This window comes from Lachnospiraceae bacterium oral taxon 096 (assembly GCA_018141845.1).
Classification (GTDB): Bacteria; Bacillota; Clostridia; order Lachnospirales; family Lachnospiraceae; genus F0428.
Map to the genome: position 1 here is coordinate 1,643,386 of CP073340.1, position 17,164 is coordinate 1,660,549.

General features: G+C 40.4%; 20 protein-coding genes. 19 read left to right on the plus strand and 1 reads right to left on the minus strand.

The window, feature by feature from the left end:
- Positions 1-50: 50 nt before the first annotated feature.
- From rplU to J5A74_08140, 9 genes are all read left to right on the plus strand, one after another.
- A complete protein-coding gene (gene rplU / locus J5A74_08100; GenBank protein ID QUI95341.1) occupies positions 51-359 on the plus strand; it encodes a 50S ribosomal protein L21 in 309 nt (102 codons plus the stop codon).
- A gap of 3 nt (positions 360-362) precedes the next feature.
- On the plus strand, positions 363-686 hold the full coding sequence (locus J5A74_08105; GenBank protein QUI95342.1) for a ribosomal-processing cysteine protease Prp: 324 nt from the start codon (positions 363-365) through the stop codon (positions 684-686).
- Between the two features lies 1 nt (position 687).
- On the plus strand, positions 688-972 hold the full coding sequence (rpmA, locus tag J5A74_08110) for a 50S ribosomal protein L27 (GenBank protein QUI95343.1): 285 nt from the start codon (positions 688-690) through the stop codon (positions 970-972).
- 87 nt (positions 973-1,059) lie between these two features.
- A complete protein-coding gene (gene obgE / locus J5A74_08115) occupies positions 1,060-2,334 on the plus strand; it encodes a GTPase ObgE (GenBank protein ID QUI95344.1) in 1,275 nt (424 codons plus the stop codon).
- A 7-nt stretch (positions 2,335-2,341) separates the two neighbouring features.
- Positions 2,342-2,638, plus strand: coding sequence for a ribosome assembly RNA-binding protein YhbY (gene yhbY, locus J5A74_08120; protein ID QUI95345.1), 297 nt, complete (start codon positions 2,342-2,344; stop codon positions 2,636-2,638).
- Positions 2,639-2,650: 12 nt separating this feature from the next.
- Entirely contained in the window at positions 2,651-3,256 is a 606-nt protein-coding gene (gene nadD / locus J5A74_08125; GenBank protein ID QUI95346.1) for a nicotinate-nucleotide adenylyltransferase, read from the plus strand.
- Positions 3,257-3,264: 8 nt separating this feature from the next.
- Positions 3,265-3,873 carry a bis(5'-nucleosyl)-tetraphosphatase (symmetrical) YqeK gene (gene yqeK, locus J5A74_08130; GenBank protein ID QUI95347.1) on the plus strand — a complete coding sequence of 203 codons (609 nt, stop codon included), beginning with the start codon at positions 3,265-3,267 and terminating at the stop codon, positions 3,871-3,873.
- On the plus strand, positions 3,842-4,189 hold the full coding sequence (rsfS, locus tag J5A74_08135) for a ribosome silencing factor (protein QUI95348.1): 348 nt from the start codon (positions 3,842-3,844) through the stop codon (positions 4,187-4,189). Before yqeK ends, rsfS begins: the two co-directional genes overlap by 32 nt.
- A gap of 112 nt (positions 4,190-4,301) precedes the next feature.
- Positions 4,302-4,856 carry a hypothetical protein gene (locus J5A74_08140; GenBank protein QUI95349.1) on the plus strand — a complete coding sequence of 185 codons (555 nt, stop codon included), beginning with the start codon at positions 4,302-4,304 and terminating at the stop codon, positions 4,854-4,856.
- A 76-nt stretch (positions 4,857-4,932) separates the two neighbouring features.
- Here the strand turns inward: J5A74_08140 and lexA are convergent, their stop codons facing one another.
- The gene (gene lexA / locus J5A74_08145) at positions 4,933-5,541 is read right to left on the minus strand and encodes a transcriptional repressor LexA (protein ID QUI95350.1); all 609 of its coding nucleotides are present in this window, start codon (positions 5,539-5,541) and stop codon (positions 4,933-4,935) included.
- 163 nt (positions 5,542-5,704) lie between these two features.
- Between lexA and J5A74_08150 the strand changes: the two genes are divergently transcribed.
- From J5A74_08150 to aguB, 10 genes are all read left to right on the plus strand, one after another.
- A complete protein-coding gene (locus J5A74_08150) occupies positions 5,705-8,746 on the plus strand; it encodes a DUF4981 domain-containing protein (protein ID QUI95351.1) in 3,042 nt (1,013 codons plus the stop codon).
- 101 nt (positions 8,747-8,847) lie between these two features.
- Positions 8,848-9,450: a DUF3793 family protein gene (locus tag J5A74_08155; protein QUI95352.1), complete on the plus strand. Its 603-nt coding sequence runs from the start codon at positions 8,848-8,850 to the stop codon at positions 9,448-9,450.
- A gap of 15 nt (positions 9,451-9,465) precedes the next feature.
- A complete protein-coding gene (locus J5A74_08160; protein QUI95353.1) occupies positions 9,466-9,897 on the plus strand; it encodes a flavodoxin in 432 nt (143 codons plus the stop codon).
- A gap of 205 nt (positions 9,898-10,102) precedes the next feature.
- Positions 10,103-10,456, plus strand: coding sequence for an arsenate reductase family protein (locus J5A74_08165; protein ID QUI96864.1), 354 nt, complete (start codon positions 10,103-10,105; stop codon positions 10,454-10,456).
- Positions 10,457-11,902, plus strand: coding sequence for an aminotransferase class V-fold PLP-dependent enzyme (locus tag J5A74_08170; GenBank protein QUI95354.1), 1,446 nt, complete (start codon positions 10,457-10,459; stop codon positions 11,900-11,902).
- A 3-nt stretch (positions 11,903-11,905) separates the two neighbouring features.
- Positions 11,906-12,763, plus strand: a complete 858-nt coding sequence (gene speE, locus J5A74_08175) for a polyamine aminopropyltransferase (GenBank protein QUI95355.1) — start codon at positions 11,906-11,908, stop codon at positions 12,761-12,763.
- The gene (locus tag J5A74_08180) at positions 12,760-14,019 is read left to right on the plus strand and encodes a saccharopine dehydrogenase family protein (GenBank protein ID QUI95356.1); all 1,260 of its coding nucleotides are present in this window, start codon (positions 12,760-12,762) and stop codon (positions 14,017-14,019) included. The genes speE and J5A74_08180 overlap by 4 nt, the downstream gene beginning before the upstream one ends.
- Before the next feature lie 3 nt (positions 14,020-14,022).
- A complete protein-coding gene (gene nspC, locus J5A74_08185) occupies positions 14,023-15,162 on the plus strand; it encodes a carboxynorspermidine decarboxylase (GenBank protein ID QUI95357.1) in 1,140 nt (379 codons plus the stop codon).
- Complete coding sequence (gene aguA, locus J5A74_08190; protein QUI95358.1) at positions 15,149-16,243, plus strand: agmatine deiminase; 1,095 nt, start codon at positions 15,149-15,151, stop codon at positions 16,241-16,243. Before nspC ends, aguA begins: the two co-directional genes overlap by 14 nt.
- A 3-nt stretch (positions 16,244-16,246) precedes the next feature.
- On the plus strand, positions 16,247-17,122 hold the full coding sequence (aguB, locus tag J5A74_08195; GenBank protein QUI95359.1) for an N-carbamoylputrescine amidase: 876 nt from the start codon (positions 16,247-16,249) through the stop codon (positions 17,120-17,122).
- Positions 17,123-17,164 lie beyond the last annotated feature (42 nt).

Here is a 17,164-nt window from a genome sequence, read left to right on the forward strand (position 1 = left end):
TTCTTAGGAACACCGTATTTGGCGAGTAATGATTATAAGGAGGTACCAAAATGTACGCTATTATTGCAACAGGCGGAAAGCAGTATAAGGTATCAGAGGGCGATATCATTAGAGTTGAAAAGCTCGGCGCTGCAGATGGATCAGAGTACACATTTGATCAAGTTCTTGCAGTTGGTGGTAACGATTTTAAGGTTGGCGCACCTACAGTAGCTGGAGCATCTGTAACTGCTAAGGTTTTAGGTGATGGTAAGGCAAAGAAGGTTATTGTATATAAGTACAAGGCAAAGACCGGTTATCACAAGAAGAATGGTCACAGACAGCAGTACACATTAGTTAAGATTGAGAAAATCAACGCTTAATTTATGATTCAGGTCACTGTTTGGACAGAAAATGACAAATATGTGGGATTAGACATTCATGGACATGCGGGCTATGACGAGTATGGCTATGACATTGTTTGTTCTGCAGTATCTGTACTGAGCATCAATTTGGCAAATTCCATTGAAGCTTTTACAGAGAATTTATTTACCTGCGAGATGGAGGAGGGCGATTATCATTTTCGTCTCATAGAAGAAGTAGGTGAAGATGCTAGATTGCTGTTAAAGAGCTGTGTACTTGGTTTACAGAGCATTGAACAGGAATATGGCAGTGAATATATTAAAATTAGTATGCAGGAGGTGAAATAACATGTTAAAGATGAACCTTCAATTATTTGCTCATAAAAAGGGAGTTGGTTCTACAAAGAACGGCCGTGATTCTGAGTCCAAGAGACTTGGTGCAAAGAGAGCAGATGGACAGTTTGTATTGGCAGGAAATATTCTTTATAGACAGCGTGGTACAAAGATTCATCCAGGTCTCAATGTAGGTCGTGGTGGTGATGATACATTATTTGCAACAGCAGATGGTATCGTTCGTTTCGAGAGAAAGGACAGATTCAGAAAGCAGGTTTCTGTCATCCCTAGAGAAAATTAATAAGTGTTTTGAGGGCTTCATACGAATGTATGGAGCCCTTGTTGTATCTCAATTCAATTGTAAATTTTTAGAAAGGCTGGTGCTTCAATGTTTGCCGATAGCGCAAAAATATTTATAAAATCGGGAAAGGGTGGCGATGGTCATGTCAGTTTCCGAAGAGAATTGTTCGTCGCTGCGGGCGGTCCCGATGGCGGAGATGGAGGAAGAGGTGGAAATGTCATCTTTGAAGTGGATGATGGCTTAAACACATTGACTGATTTTCGACAGGTAAGAAAGTATGTAGCTGGCGACGGAGAGCCAGGGGGCAAACGCCGTTGTCATGGGGCAGATGCAAAAGACTTAATTGTCAAAGTTCCAGAGGGAACAGTAATTAAGGACTTTGAGACAGGAAAAGTCATTGCCGATATGTCAGGGGAAAATAGAAGAGAAGTCATTCTTCGCGGTGGAAAAGGTGGACTTGGCAATATGAATTTTGCAACGGCAACAATGCAAGTGCCAAAATTTGCAAAGCCAGGTCAGCCGGGGAAGGAATTGTTTGTGCAATTGGAGTTAAAAGTCCTGGCTGATGTTGGACTGGTGGGCTATCCAAATGTAGGAAAATCGACTCTCCTCTCTCGTGTGAGCAATGCAAAGCCAAAGATTGCAAATTATCACTTTACCACTCTTGACCCTCATCTTGGTGTTGTTGACCTTCCCGGCGGTGGATTTGTGATGGCGGATATTCCAGGACTCATTGAGGGAGCGGCCGATGGTGTGGGATTGGGTCATCATTTCCTTCGTCATATTGAAAGAACAAAGGTCTTAGTTCATGTTGTGGATGCAGCTTCTACAGAAGGAAGAGATCCTGTGGAGGACATTAAGACCATTATGAAGGAGTTAGATTCCTATGGCCAGGGATTGATGGAAAGACCACAGCTCATTGCCGCCAATAAGGTCGATTGCATCACTCCTGATATGGATGATCCATTGAAAAGAATTGAAGAGGCGTTCCCCGACTTAAAAGTCTATCCAATTTCTGGAGTTACAGGAAAGGGAATTAAGGAACTACTCTTTGCCATCAATGAAGTTTTAAAGACCGTGGATCGATCACCAAAGATCTTTGAAAAGGAAATGGAAATTGAATACACCCAAGATCAAAATTTGCCATTTACTGTGGAAATAGATGAAGATGGCGTGTATATTGTTGAGGGACCAAGGATTGAAAAAATGCTCGGCTATACAAATTTGGATTCTGAAAAGGGATTTGATTTCTTCCAGAAGTTTTTAAAGACATCGGGAGTGTTGGAGCGACTGGAAGAGGCAGGAATTTCTGAGGGAGATACTGTGCGTATGTATGGACATGAGTTTGATTATTATAAATAGGAGTAGTATGACAAGTAAGCAAAGATCATATTTAAAAGGAATTGCAATGACAATAGAGCCAATTATGCAGATTGGTAAGTCATCTTTGACAGATGAAATTGTTGTTGCAGTGGAAGAAGCCTTGGAGGCAAGGGAGCTAATAAAAATTAGCGTGTTAAAAAACTGTACAGATGATCCAAAGGAGATTGCTAGGGCATTGGCAGAGCACACAAGAAGTGAAGTGGTTCAGGTCATTGGAAAAAAGATCGTCTTGTACAAGCAGGCAGATGAACCGGAAAAGAGAAAATTGGTATTGCCAAAATAAGTGAGGAAAATCATGATGGAGATTGGAATATTGGGGGGGACTTTTGACCCCATTCACAATGGGCATTTGCAACTTGCACAACATGCGATGGAGCAATTTCAGTTGGATAAGATTTGGCTAATGCCCTCTCCAAATCCACCACACAAGGTGGAAAAAAAGGTGACGGATTATGCGATGCGGGCAGAGATGGTTGAGTTGGCCATTTCTGGTTTTTTACACTTTGAACGCTCTGATTTTGAAAATCAAAGAGGGGGAAAAAGTTATACAAGTGACACCTTGCAGGCACTAAGAGAGCAATACCCTGAGATTCAGTTTTCTTTTATTATGGGAGCAGATTCGCTCTATGAAATTGAAACTTGGCATAGACCAGAGGTGATTTTCTCTTTGGCAAGAATTTTAGTTGCAATGCGAGATTACCAAAAAGAACACAGGGAATTGAGCGTGCAATCAAAGTATTTGCGTGAGAAGTATTTGGCAGATATTGAATTCATTTCCTATCCACGGGTAGATATTTCATCAGAGCAAATTCGTCAGTTGTGTAGAGAAAAAGGCTCAATTGCCTCCTATGTGCCGGCAAAGGTTTTGGAGTTTATCAAACAGCATCATTTATATCAGTGAGGTAAAAAATGAATATAGAAGAGTTGCTAGCTATTCGAGCGAAGTTAAAAGAGAATTTAAAGCCAGAGCGATATGAGCATACACTTGGTGTGGCATTTACATCGGCTGCATTGGCCATGCGTTATGGTGCGGATATTAGAAAGGCAGAGCTTGCAGGACTTTTACACGACTGTGCAAAAAACTATAAAACAGAGGAGTTGATTTCTATGTGTAAAGCAGCAGGAATTGAACTCACAGAAAATGAATTACAGGCACCACAAGTACTCCATGCCGTTTATGCACCTGTACTGGCCAGAGCGGCCTATGGAATTGAAGATGAGGAAGTTTTGTCGGCACTGCGCTGGCATACCACAGGTCATGCCAATATGACCTTACTGGAAAAGATTGTCTATATTGCTGATTACATTGAACCTAGGAGAGAAAAAGCAGACAATTTGGCACAGGTGCGGGGAATGGCATTTTTGGATATTGATGCGACATTGTATCGAATTACAGTGGATACGATTGAGTTTTTAAAAAAGAGAGGCGTTTGGATTGATCGCTTTACAGTGGAATGTTTTGAATGGTTAGAGAAGGAGGGAATCAATGACAAGAGAGATTTTAAGTCAAATCTATAAGGCTTTGGATGACAAAAAAGGCATTGACATTCGCATGATTGACATTGGAAAAATTTCTTCCATGGCCGATTACTTTGTCATTGCAAGTGCAAACAATGACAATCAAATTCAGGCGATGGTCGATGCTGTCGAAGAAAATTTGCAAAAAATTGATGTTGTTCCAAAGAGCATTGAGGGACAAAAGCGTGCAAATTGGATTTTGATGGATTATCAAGATATTGTTGTTCACATCTTTGATGTGGAGAGCAGAGCATTTTATGATTTGGATCGCATTTGGAGCGATGGAATAGAAGTTACAGCAGGCGAGTTGGCGTAGCGTTGATAAGAGAATCGAAAAAGGTGATGTGACTCATATTGAGTCATGTCACCATAACTTTTTATGTAAAAAAGTTCTTCCAGTAGATGAATTAAAATTTAGGGAGAAATATATGAGAATAGGATTATTTAATTATAATAAAGATGAAAAATTAGAATTTAATTATAAGAGATCATGCGGTCTATGGTTAATTGTAGTGGCAGCAGTAATTGCACTCGCTACATTGATAGGAGGAAAACAAATAATCAATATGCAAATATTTAGTATTGGATATTTTGTTGCCTTTTTCTCAATAAATATGAATAAAAAATTATTGAATAAATTATCCAATGGCACCTCAAGTAAATTTCAAAACAAAGTTTCTTTATATGCCATTATTTTATTATTTATTTTAATGTTTTTGCTAGGTGGACCATTTTTTGAAACCAAAAATTGGAGATTAATTTGGTTGGGGGCGTTAATGGCCACGGCATTGCATTTTTTTCCGTACTATTTTGTACATGGAAAATCAATGATTTATTTAGGTATTGCTTGTACTATGAATATTGCTACAGGATACATCTTTTCTAGTATTTCATTAGATATAGTAGCGTATATAGATGCATTTATTAAGCTAGTATTTGGCATATATCTATTATTTTTTTCCAAGCCATCAAGACAAAGATAAATTTTGGTTTATAAAGAGCGGGTTGAAAATCAACCCACCCCAACATTTGATAAAGAATCTATTTTGTAATCATTTTTTACATCATGCGCAGCAATCCAATCACTTTCCCAAGAATCACTACAGAATCTACAATAATTGGCTCCATTGTGCGGTTTTCGGGCTGCAAGCGGTAGTGCCCATCCTCTTTGTAAAAGCGCTTTACTGTTGCACTGTCCTCAAGTAGAGCCACGACAATATCGCCATTATTGGCATAATTTTGCTTAGAAACAATAATATCATCATTGTTGTAGATACCAACATCCATCATGGAATCGCCCTTGACTTTGAGCATAAAAGTATCGCTATGAGGAAGGTATCCACTTGGCAATGGAAAGTAAGATTGAATATTTTGTTCGGCAAAAATAGGTTCACCAGCGGCAACATTGCCAAGAATAGGAACATTGACAATCTCTCTTCGAGAAAAGGAGAAGGCATCGTCAATGATCTCAATGGTTCTAGGTTTTGCAGGATCTTTTCGAATCAATCCTTTTTTTTCTAAACTTTCAAGATGAGCATGAACAGACGAAGTAGAGCGAAGAGAAACCGCCTTACAGATCTCTCTCACAGATGGCGGATAGCCACGCTTTACAATGGAGTCCTTAATATAGAGCAGAATCTCTTCCTGCTTTGGTGTTAAACCAGTCATAAAGAATCCCTCCAACTTAAATAATTTTAAAGTTATACTAACATATGTTCGAGAAAAAATCAAACAATTGTTCGTATAGTTCCACATGATTTTGCATTGCTTTTTCTTGCTACGATGGTTTGGGGTTGTTATAATAGAGAAAAATTACCAAGGGAGAGAAAATATGGAAGGTTTTTCTTATGAAATTGTTAAAAATCCTAGGATTTTTAAGATGAACACATTGCCAGCACATTCGGATCATATCACTTATCGTTCAGACGAAGAATTGGACAAAAAAGAGACCAGTTTGAGAAAAAGTTTAAATGGACTTTGGAAATTTTTCTATGCAAAATCGTATAAGTATGCAATTACAGGATTTGAAAAGAAAGAGTATTCATGCGATGATTGGGATGATATTTCGGTGCCAGCTCATATTCAAATGGAAGGCTATGATCGTCCACAATATGTCAATGTGGAGTATCCATGGGATGGAAGGGAAGAGATTGCTCCACCAGAGTTACCTGAGCGATTTAATCCTGTGGCTAGCTATGCCAAGGAATTTGTACTGCCCAAACAATGGGAGGGAGAGAGAATATTTATCTCTTTTCAGGGCGTGGAAAGTGCCTTTGCTCTCTGGCTCAATGGGGAGTTTATCGGATACAGTGAAGACAGCTTTACACCGTCAGAATTTGAACTCACACCGTCAATACAAAAGGAAAACAAATTGGCAGTTCAGGTGTTTAAGTGGAGTTCTTCGAGTTGGTTAGAAGATCAAGATTTTTTCCGATTTTCTGGAATTTTTCGTGATGTCTATCTCTATACGATTCCAAGAGCTCATATCTATGATATCAAGATTGAGCCAACACTTGATGATAAGTTAAAAAAAGCAACCCTTGATGTGGAGATGAAGTTTGAGGGACTTCCATGGCAGGCCAATTATGTCCTAAGTTATAAGGGAAAACCTGTTCTGATGGGCTCAGTGGATACGCAAAAGGTAAAGAGATTTCGAGTGAATTTTGATAATCCATTTCTTTGGAGTGCAGAAAAGCCCAATTTATATGATTTAAAGATTCAGCTATTTGATGACAAAAATAAAGTGATGGAAGTGATTCAGGAAAAAGTTGGTTTTCGCAAATTTGTGCTTGATGGGGGAATAATGAAACTCAATGGAAAGCGCATTGTGTTTAAAGGTGTCAATCGCCATGAATTTTCCTGTGATACAGGGCGAGTTGTTGCTAAGGAAGATGTAGAAAAAGATGTGTTGATGATGAAGCAAAATAACATCAATGGCATTCGAACTTCACATTATCCAAATGGTGAGCATCTCTATCGGCTCTGTGATGAGCAGGGATTGTATATGATTGCTGAAAATAATATGGAAAGTCATGGTCTTTGGGAGAGAACGGTGCAAAGAAATTTTGATCGAGCACAGATCTTGCCAGGAGATAATGAAGAGTATTTGCCGATGATGCTTGACCGTGTCAATTCGGCCTATCAAAAGGATAAAAATCACCCGTCCATCTTAATTTGGTCGTGTGGAAATGAATCTTTTGGGGGAAGCGTCATTCAAAGAATGGCGGATCGCTTTAGAGAACTTGACCCTCATCGCTTGGTGCACTACGAGGGAATATTTTGGGATCGGCGATATCCAAATTCATCGGATATGGAAAGCCAAATGTATACCAGTGTCGCCAATATTGAGAAATTTTTGAGAGAACACAAGGAAAAGCCGTTGATTTGTTGTGAGTATGCCCATGCAATGGGAAATTCTAATGGTGCATTGTTTAAATATACAGACCTTTCGGATCGGGAACCAAGATATCAGGGCGGATTTATTTGGGATTTTGTGGATCAAACCATTCGAAAGAAAAATCGCTATGGCGAGGAATTTATGGCCTATGGCGGAGACTTTTTGGACCGACCAAGTGACTACAATTTTTCAGCCAATGGCATTGTCGATGGACAAAGAAGAGCCTATGCCAAGATGCAGGAAGTAAAATTTAATTATCAAAATATTACGGCCACATTTCGAAATGACCAAGGCAGTCTCTTTATGAAGGTGAAAAACAAGCATTTATTTACATGGACATCGGAATATGATTGCACAGTGACCATAGAATGTGAAGGGGAGCTATTGAGAAAAATTGTTTGTCCTGTGGATGTTGCCCCTCTTGGAGAAGTGGAGATTTTGTTGCCATTGACGCTTCCAAAGGAGGCAGGAGAGTACACACTGAATGCCTATTTTACATTAAAAGAGGATAGAGCTTGGGCAAGGAGAGGATATGAAGTGGCCTTTGGACAGGGTGTATTTGTCGTCGATGGTCAGAAAAAGAAGGAGGAGAAAAAGAAGAAGTTAACCCTAATTCGTGGAACATACAATGTGGGAATTCGTGGAGAAAACTTTGAAGTGCTCTTTTCCTATTTGCAGGGCGGATTAGTGTCCTATCGCTATGGCGGAAGAGAAATGTTGGAGAAAAAACCAAGACCTAATTTTTGGAGGGCACCAGTTGACAATGACAGGGGAAATCAAATGCCATTTCGCTATGCAAGTTGGAAGAGTGCAAGTCTTTATCAAATCTTTGTGCCAAAAAATGAGAGGGCAAGAGACTTAGTAGAAATTGAGGAAAAAGAAGAGGGCATTCGCTTGACCTTTACCTATAAGTTGGCCACAGAACCAGTAAGTATGATTGACATTGCCTATACCGTGAGCGGGGATGGAAGTGTAAAAGTAGAGATGACATATGATCCTATTCTAGGTGTTACGCCAATGCCTGAATTTGGTATGCTCTTTACTTTAAATGCAGATTATGATCAGATCACCTATTATGGAAGAGGACCGCTAGAAAATTATTGCGACCGAAATCAAGGGGCAAGACTTGGCGTGTTTGAGACGACAGCAAGAGAAAATGTGGAAAATTATATTGTACCACAGGAGACAGGAAATCGCACAGGTGTGCGCTGGGCCAAGGTGACAGATAAAAAGGGCAGGGGAATGAGATTTAGTTCCGACGAAATGGAATTTTGTGCCACACCATATACTCCAGAGCAACTAGAGGAAGCGAGTCATCCGTATGAATTGCCTAAAATTCATCATACCATTGTTCGGTGTAATTGGAAACAGATGGGAATTGGCGGAGATGATAGCTGGGGGGCCAATACCCATGATGAATATGTCCTGCCAAATGCAATGAGAATCCAATTTACCTTTACTTTTAAGGGAATATAAAAAAATTTTAAAAAAGTGCTTGACAAAGTTAGGGAGGTGGTATATAGTTAGGGAGTACTAACCAAGTAAGGAAACACTAATCGAAAGGAGCGGACAGAAAGATGCCCCCAGAAGTGATTGTTCGAAGCTTAAAAGCAGGAAGAAAGAGCGGAAACGCAGAGCTTCGCTTTATTATGCAGAGTGCACCCGTCTTAAAGGGATTGAAAACATCCAATATGCTCTTTTTGACCGATGCAGAATTGGGACTTCTCATTGGGGAATTGCGTGAGTCGGGATTACATATTTTTATGTTGTATTCGACAAACGAGAGGCATCTGGTGCTCATTTATCGAGAGGCACAGCTAAAGCAATATATTCAAACAGATGAAGTTCGATCTTTTTTGAATGGCTATGGCTATCAAGGTGCAGACTTACATCGATGTCTTTTGATATTAAAAGAAAGAATTCAATTCTTTTATGGTGTGAGAAATATTTTTCCACATGAAATCGGTGTATTTTTGGGTTACCCGCTGTGTGATGTGTTGGGATTTATCAAGCATCATGGTGAGCGATGTCTGTGCAGTGGTTACTGGAAGGTGTATGACCATATGTCAAGTACAAAGGAACTCTTCTTTGCCTTTGATCAAGCAAGAGAAGAGGCCATGCAAGAATGGTTTGCAGGTAAGAAAATGAGAGAGATTATCTGCAGAAATGAAAATATCTAGGAGGTTTTACGAACGATGGAAAAAGTTTATGTTGTATATTGGAGCCAGACAGGAAATACAGAAGCAATGGCAAATATGCTAAAGAGTGGAGTTGAGGCAGCAGGTGCAACAGCTGAGCTTTTAGAGGCCTCAAATGCAGATGCGGACACATTGGCACAAGCAAGTGGCTTTGCTATTGGTTGTCCAGCAATGGGTGCAGAAGAGCTTGAGGATTCCGTGGTAGAACCTTTAGTAGAAGCCTTAGAGAGCAAGGTGGCTGGAAAGAATTTAGTTCTTTTTGGATCCTATGACTGGGGCGATGGAGAATGGATGCGCACTTGGGTTGACCGCATGAAGGCAGCAGGTGCAAATATTGTCGGCGGTGAAGGCATTATCGCAAACAATGAGCCAGATGCAGAGGCAGAGAAAGCGTTAAAGGCTGCTGGTGAGGCATTGGCAAAGTTATAGTTTTGGTTTTAATCACTCCTTGTTATTCAACGCAAAGATGACTTGAGTGTTTAAAATATAGTGTTACACATATTGAAATTTCCTCTTACTTTTGGAAAAACGGATGAGCCTTGAGCAAGCTTATCCGTTTTTTCTTTGTAAAAATGCCACAAATATAGTATAATAAACCAACTATAGAATGAGATTTTTAAAGGTGGGAAGAGGAATGTTATTTGTAGAATATCCAAAGTGTTCGACATGCAAAAAGGCAAAGCAGTGGCTTTTGGAAAATGGATTTTCATTTGAAGATCGGGATATTAAATTAGATAATCCAAGGGCAGAGGAAATTGAAAAATGGCATAAAAGGAGTCAGATGCCACTAAAGAAGTTTTTTAATACCAGTGGTTTAGTCTACAAAAGTCTGGGATTAAAGGACAAGTTGCCCAATATGAGTGAGAAAGAGATGTATGCGATATTGGCAACAGATGGAATGCTTTTGAAGTGTCCCATCGTTGTGACAGAGGACAAGGTTTTCGTAGGATTTAAGGTTGATGAATGGGAGAAGGGGTTAAAAAGTTAGATGGAAGACCAAAAGAGAGCGCCAATTTATGAGGCATTGCAGGCATTGAGAAGAAAGAGAGTGGTTCCCTTTGATGTGCCAGGGCATAAGAGAGGAAGAGGAAACCCGGAGTTAGTAAAATTACTTGGGGAGCAATGTGTTGGATTAGATGTCAACTCGATGAAGCCCCTAGATAATTTATGCCATCCAGTTTCCATTATTAGAGATGCAGAAAATTTGACAGCAGAAGCTTTTGGGGCAGCACATGCCTTTTTGATGGTGGGAGGAACAACATCAGCAGTGCAAAGTATGATTTTAAGTGTCTGCAAAGCAGGTGATGAAATTATTTTGCCAAGAAATGTGCATAAATCAGCCATCAATGCTCTTGTTTTATGTGGTGCAAGACCTGTGTATGTGGAAATGAGTGTTCAAGACAGAATTGGCATTGCCTTAGGTATGGAAAATGAAAAGTTAAAGGCGGCCATCAAAAAGCATCCACATGCGGTGGCTGTGCTGGTCAATAATCCAACCTATTATGGTATTTGTTCGGACTTGAAAGAAATCGTGCAAATTGCACATCAGCATCAGATGAAGGTGTTGGTGGATGAGGCTCATGGCACGCATTTAAGTTTTCATGAGGAACTACCAATTTCTGCGATGCAGGCGGGAGCGGATATGGCGGCAATTTCTATGCACAAGTCGGGGGGAAGTCTGACGCAGAGCTCGATCCTATTGACGGGAAAAGAGATGAATCCAGAACATATCCGACAGATTATTAATTTGACGCAGACAACGAGTGCATCCTATCTTCTTTTGTCTAGTTTAGATATTTCTAGGAGAAATTTAGCATTGCGTGGTCGGGAATCCTTTGATAAGGTGATGATGATGGCCGAGTATGCAAGAAATGAAATCAATCAAATCGGTGGATATTATGCCTATGGCAGAGAACTTGTCGATGGAAAGAGTGTATATGATTTTGATGTCACGAAGTTATCTGTGCACACACAGGGGATTGGCTTGACAGGAATTGAAGTCTATGATCTGTTGCGCGATGAGTATGACATTCAAATTGAATTTGGCGATATTGGAAATATTTTGGCTTATATTTCGATTGGAGATCGGATTCAGGATATTGAGCGATTAGTTGGTGCACTGGCAGATATTCGAAGATTGTATCAAAGAGATGGAAAGGATTTGATTGGGGGAGAGTATATTCAGCCAGAGGTTATCCTCTCACCACAGGAGGCATTTTATCGTCCGAGAAAGATGTTACCAATCAAAGAAAGTGCAGGAAATGTCTGTGGTGAATTTGCCATGTGCTATCCACCAGGAATTCCAATTCTAGCACCAGGAGAGTTGATCACACAAGAAATTGTAGAATATATTTTGTTTGCGAAGGACAGGGGATGTTCTTTGCAGGGAACAGAAGATCCAAATGTAGAATATTTGAATGTCATTGAGAGGTAAAATATGGAGATGTGGTTTTCAGAGTTGCACACCGAAAATGTGAAACTTTCTATTCGAACAGATAAACAGCTGTTTTCAGGACAGAGTGACTTTCAAAGGATTGATGTATTTACATCCCTAGAATTTGGCAAGGTGTTGACGTTAAATGGCAATATTTTATTTTCTGAGGCAGATGAATTTGTGTACAATGAAATGGTTGTACATGTGCCAATGAGCGTCCATCCCAATGCAAAAAAGGTATTAATTATTGGTGGAGTGGATGGGGGGGTGGCCAGAGAGTTTGCCCACTATCCAGAAATTGAAGAGATTGATATTGTCGATCCTGACCATATGCTCTTTGATGTTTGCAAGCAATTTTTTCCAGAGACGGCTACAGGCTTAGAAGATCCAAGGGTAAAGATTTTTTATGAAGATGGTTTGCGATTTCTAAGAAAATACAATAATGAGTATGATATCATTATCAATGATGCCACAGACCCATTTGGCTATACAGAGGGGCTTTTTACTAAGGAATTTTATGGTGCAGGATATCGAGCTCTCAAGGAAGATGGCATTATGGTCTATCAGCATGGCAGTCCGTTTTATGATGAAGATGAGGCGGCGTGCCGAAGTATGCACAGAAAGGCCTATCGAAGTTTTCCAATTAGCCGTGTCTATCAAGCCCATATTCCAACCTGCCCATCAGGATATTGGCTCTTTGGATTTGCATCCAAAAAATATCATCCACTGAAAGATTTTGATGGCAAGAAATGGAAGGAAAAAAATATTAAAACTTGGTATTATTCTGCAAATTTGCATCAAGGGGCATTTATGCTTCCTAGATATGTAGAGGAATTATTAGAAGAGGAGGAAAGTAGATGAGTAGAGTATTGATTATTGGTTGTGGTGGTGTTGCGAGAGTGGCTATTGCAAAATGCACACAGGTATCCGATGTTTTTTCTGAAATTATGATTGCAAGTCGAACAAAGAAAAAATGTGACGAGTTAAAGAAAGAGTTAGAGGCAAAGACAACGACAAAAATTCAAACTGCACAGGTGGACGCAGATAATGTGGAGGAACTTGTTCAACTGATTGAGAGCTATCAGCCAGATGCCGTACTCAATGTTGCCTTGCCATATCAGGATTTGACAATTATGCAGGCTTGTTTGAAGACAAAGGTCGATTACATCGACACAGCAAATTATGAGGCAGAGGATACACAGGATCCTGAGTGGAGAAAGGTGTATGAAAAAAGATGTAGAGAGCTTGGCTTTACGGCTTATTTTGACTATTCTTGGCAGTGGAAGTACAAGGAAGAGTTTGAAAAGGCAGGAATCACAGCACTACTGGGAAGTGGCTTTGATCCAGGGGTAACCAGCGTATTTTCTGCCTATGCACTTAAGCACTATTTTGATGAGATTCATACCATTGATATTTTGGATTGCAATGGTGGAGACCACGGATATCCATTTGCAACTAATTTTAATCCGGAGATTAATTTGAGAGAGGTTTCTGCACCAGGATCCTATTGGGAAGATGGAAAATGGATTGAGGTAGATGCAATGAGCATCAAGAGAGAGTATGATTTTCCACAAGTGGGAATGAAGGATATGTATTTATTGCACCATGAAGAAATTGAATCCTTGGCAAAAAATATTCCAGGAATTCGCCGTATTCGCTTCTTTATGACCTTTGGACAGAGCTATCTCACCCATATGAAATGTCTGGAAAATGTCGGAATGCTTTCTACAGAGCCGATTGAATTTCAGGGGCAAAAGATTGTGCCAATTCAATTTTTAAAAGCACTCCTTCCTGACCCAGCATCTCTAGGGCCAAGAACGGTGGGAAAGACCAACATTGGTTGTATCTTTACTGGGGTAAAGGATGGAAAGGAGAGAACCATCTATATCTACAATGTGTGTGACCATCAAGAGTGCTACAAGGAAGTTGGCTCTCAGGCAATTTCTTACACCACAGGTGTCCCAGCGATGATTGGAACAATGATGGTTGTCACAAACAAATGGAAGAAAGCGGGTGTCTTTAATGTGGAAGAATTTGATCCAGATCCATTTATGGAGGCATTAAATACCTATGGTTTGCCTTGGGTTGTCGATGAAAACCCAAAGATTGTGGAGTAGTGAATGAGAATAGAAGAATTGCAGACCCCTTGCTATGTCATTGACAAGAGGCAATTGGAAGAAAATCTAAAAATTTTAAGAGAGGTCGCCGACGAAGCAGGTTGTAAGATTTTGTTGGCACAAAAGGCATATTCTTGCTATGATACCTATCCTCTAATTGCCAAGTACCTAGATGGGACGACGGCAAGTGGACTTTTTGAGGCAAGGCTTGGCTATGAAAAAATGGGCAAGGAAAATCATATTTTTTCACCAGCTTATAAGGAGAAGGAATTTGATGAAATTGTTCAAATTTGTGATCACATCCTCTTTAATTCGATTGCACAGGTCAATAAGTTTAAGGATCGATTGCGGGGAAGAAGTGCAGGGCTAAGAATTAATCCAGAGTGCTCAACCCAAGAGGGGCATGCCATTTATGATCCCTGTGCACCAGGTTCGAGACTAGGTGTGACGATCAAAAACTTTGATGAGAGTGTATTGGATGTCATTGATGGATTGCATTTTCATACATTGTGTGAGCAAAATAGCGATGATCTGGTGAAGACACTATTGGCGGTCGAAGAAAAGTTTGGAAGGTACTTACATAGAGTGAAATGGCTCAATTTTGGTGGAGGTCATCACATTACAAGAAAAGACTATGACCGACAGACATTGATTGAGCAAATCCAGAGAGTGAAGAAAAAATATGGTGTAGAGGTCTATGTAGAGCCAGGGGAGGCCATTGCCCTCAATGCAGGATATTTGGTGACGGAAGTTCTTGAAAAGGTGAACAATGGCATTACCACGCTTATTTTAGATGCTTCTGCTGCCTGTCATATGCCGGATGTATTGGAAATGCCCTATCGCCCACCACTTCGAGATGGATTTTTGCCAGAAGAAAAACCGTTTTGCTATCGACTTTCTTCCGTAACTTGTCTTGCGGGAGATGTGATTGGAGATTATTCATTTGAAAAAGAAGTCCATATCGGAGATAAATTATATTTTGAAGATATGGCAATCTACTCGATGGTCAAGAATAATACCTTTAATGGAATGCCTCTGCCCTCCATTGCCCTAATGGATGAAGAGGGAGAATGTGAAGTGATTAAGGAATTCGGATATATGGATTTTGCACAGAGACTGGGGGGAAAGTATGGCAACACCTAGACAATTAGGGTATTTTATGCCAGCAGAATTTGAAAAACATCACGGCTGCATCATGATTTGGCCAGTGCGAGAGGGCTCGTGGCGGAATCAGGCAAAATTAGCGAAGGAAAAATTCGTAGAAATTGCAAGACATATTGCAAAATCGGAAAAAGTGTATATGCTCGCCGATGCCCTTCACTTTGATGAGGCAAGGAGAATGTTGCCAAGTGAAATTGAAGTGTGGAAGGTAGAAAACAATGATGCTTGGGCAAGAGATACCGCTCCGACATTTGTTGTCAATCAAAAAAAAGATTTGGGCGGAGTGGATTGGAAATTTAATGCTTGGGGTGGAGCAGTCGATGGCTTGTATGCCCACTATCAAGAAGATGATGCTTTAGCTAAGCAATGTATCGATCGCTTGGGGGCAAGGTATTTTGATGCTCATCCCTTTGTGTTAGAAGGTGGATCCATTCATGTCGACGGAGAAGGCACGGCCATAGTAACCGAGACTTGTCTGTTGAGTGCAGGGAGAAATCCTAATTTGAGCAAAGAAGAGATTGAAAAGCAGTTGAGGGAATACCTGGGCGTTGAGAAGGTGATTTGGCTTCCTTTTGGCATTTTTCATGATGAGACCAATGAGCATGTGGACAATGTGTGTGCTTTTGTTTGTCCTGGGGAGGTCGTTCTTGCCTGGTGTGAGGACAAAGATGATCCGCAATATGCAATGAGCCAGGCGGATGCATTGGTTTTAGAGAGCGAGAGGGATGCCAGAGGAAGAAAAATTAAGGTACATCGTCTTCCGGTGCCAAAGAAAAAGGTCTGCATTCGAAGGGATGAACTGGAGGGCTTTTCTTATGAAGAAGGCGAGCAGACAAGAGAAGAAGGCGAGAGACTTGCGGCAAGTTATGTCAATTTTTATATCTCTAATGGAGCTGTTTTATTGCCACAATTTCAGGATGAAAATGACCAAGTGGCCGTAAAGTTACTTTCTGAATTATTTCCAACAAGAGAAGTGATTCCTATTCAAGCGAGGGAAATCTTACTTGGTGGAGGGAATATTCATTGTATCACACAGCAAATTCCTCAATTTCAGAAAGGATAGGAAATGGAAAAGGTAAAAGTTGCAGCAGTGCAGATGAAGTGCACAAGGGATGTTGCCCAAAATATTCAAAGGGCAGATGAGATGGTCAAAGAGGCAGCCAAAAATGGAGCAAAGATCATTCTTCTTCCAGAGCTATTTGAGCGACAATATTTTTGTCAGGAAAGACGATATGACTACTATGATTTTGCAAAGACTTTGGAAGAAAATGATGCCGTCCGTCATTTTGCAAAGTTAGCTAGGGAAGAAGATATTGTCCTTCCAATTAGTTTTTATGAGAGAGATAAAAATGTATTGTATAATTCAGTGGCCATCATTGATGCCGATGGAAAGATTCTTGGCATTTACCGAAAGACCCATATTCCTGATGATCACTATTATCAGGAAAAATTCTATTTTACACCGGGGAATACAGGGTTTAAGGTGTGGGAGACAAAGTATGGAAAAATTGGTGTGGGCATCTGCTGGGATCAATGGTTTCCGGAGTGTGCAAGAAGTATGGCTTTGTTGGGAGCGGATATTTTGTTTTATCCTACAGCGATTGGAAGTGAGCCTATTTTGACTGTGGACAGCATGCCACATTGGAAAAGGACGATACAAGGACACGCTGCGGCCAACATTGTCCCTGTAGTTGCGGCCAATCGCATTGGTCTTGAAAGTGTCACACCATGTGAAGAAAATGGTAATCAAAGTTCAGAGCTTCAATTTTATGGTTCCTCCTTTATCACGGATGCCCAAGGAGAAATGGTTGCTCTGGCCTCACGAGACCATGAAGAGATTTTGTATGCCGATATTGACCTTGTGAACAATTTAAAAGAGCGACTTTCGTGGGGGCTGTTTAGAGACAGAAGACCAAAAGAGTACCATATTATTACAGATTAGTTACAGAATTGTTGTGGAATCGCTTGCTTGAAAATGTAAAGA

What these genes read in the sequence shown, in the direction of transcription:
- aguA (QUI95358.1), top strand. Translation starts at nt 15,149, where the DNA reads ATGGCAACACCTAGACAATTAGGGTATTTTATGCCAGCAGAATTTGAA.
- aguB (QUI95359.1), top strand. Translation starts at nt 16,247, where the DNA reads ATGGAAAAGGTAAAAGTTGCAGCAGTGCAGATGAAGTGCACAAGGGAT.
- lexA (QUI95350.1), bottom strand. Translation starts at nt 5,541, where the DNA reads ATGACTGGTTTAACACCAAAGCAGGAAGAGATTCTGCTCTATATTAAG.
- rplU (QUI95341.1), top strand. Translation starts at nt 51, where the DNA reads ATGTACGCTATTATTGCAACAGGCGGAAAGCAGTATAAGGTATCAGAG.
- rpmA (QUI95343.1), top strand. Translation starts at nt 688, where the DNA reads ATGTTAAAGATGAACCTTCAATTATTTGCTCATAAAAAGGGAGTTGGT.
- yqeK (QUI95347.1), top strand. Translation starts at nt 3,265, where the DNA reads ATGAATATAGAAGAGTTGCTAGCTATTCGAGCGAAGTTAAAAGAGAAT.
- nspC (QUI95357.1), top strand. Translation starts at nt 14,023, where the DNA reads ATGAGAATAGAAGAATTGCAGACCCCTTGCTATGTCATTGACAAGAGG.
- J5A74_08160 (QUI95353.1), top strand. Translation starts at nt 9,466, where the DNA reads ATGGAAAAAGTTTATGTTGTATATTGGAGCCAGACAGGAAATACAGAA.
- rsfS (QUI95348.1), top strand. Translation starts at nt 3,842, where the DNA reads ATGACAAGAGAGATTTTAAGTCAAATCTATAAGGCTTTGGATGACAAA.
- J5A74_08140 (QUI95349.1), top strand. Translation starts at nt 4,302, where the DNA reads ATGAGAATAGGATTATTTAATTATAATAAAGATGAAAAATTAGAATTT.
- speE (QUI95355.1), top strand. Translation starts at nt 11,906, where the DNA reads ATGGAGATGTGGTTTTCAGAGTTGCACACCGAAAATGTGAAACTTTCT.
- nadD (QUI95346.1), top strand. Translation starts at nt 2,651, where the DNA reads ATGATGGAGATTGGAATATTGGGGGGGACTTTTGACCCCATTCACAAT.
- yhbY (QUI95345.1), top strand. Translation starts at nt 2,342, where the DNA reads ATGACAAGTAAGCAAAGATCATATTTAAAAGGAATTGCAATGACAATA.
- J5A74_08155 (QUI95352.1), top strand. Translation starts at nt 8,848, where the DNA reads ATGCCCCCAGAAGTGATTGTTCGAAGCTTAAAAGCAGGAAGAAAGAGC.
- J5A74_08105 (QUI95342.1), top strand. Translation starts at nt 363, where the DNA reads ATGATTCAGGTCACTGTTTGGACAGAAAATGACAAATATGTGGGATTA.
- J5A74_08180 (QUI95356.1), top strand. Translation starts at nt 12,760, where the DNA reads ATGAGTAGAGTATTGATTATTGGTTGTGGTGGTGTTGCGAGAGTGGCT.
- J5A74_08150 (QUI95351.1), top strand. Translation starts at nt 5,705, where the DNA reads ATGGAAGGTTTTTCTTATGAAATTGTTAAAAATCCTAGGATTTTTAAG.
- obgE (QUI95344.1), top strand. Translation starts at nt 1,060, where the DNA reads ATGTTTGCCGATAGCGCAAAAATATTTATAAAATCGGGAAAGGGTGGC.
- J5A74_08170 (QUI95354.1), top strand. Translation starts at nt 10,457, where the DNA reads ATGGAAGACCAAAAGAGAGCGCCAATTTATGAGGCATTGCAGGCATTG.
- J5A74_08165 (QUI96864.1), top strand. Translation starts at nt 10,103, where the DNA reads ATGTTATTTGTAGAATATCCAAAGTGTTCGACATGCAAAAAGGCAAAG.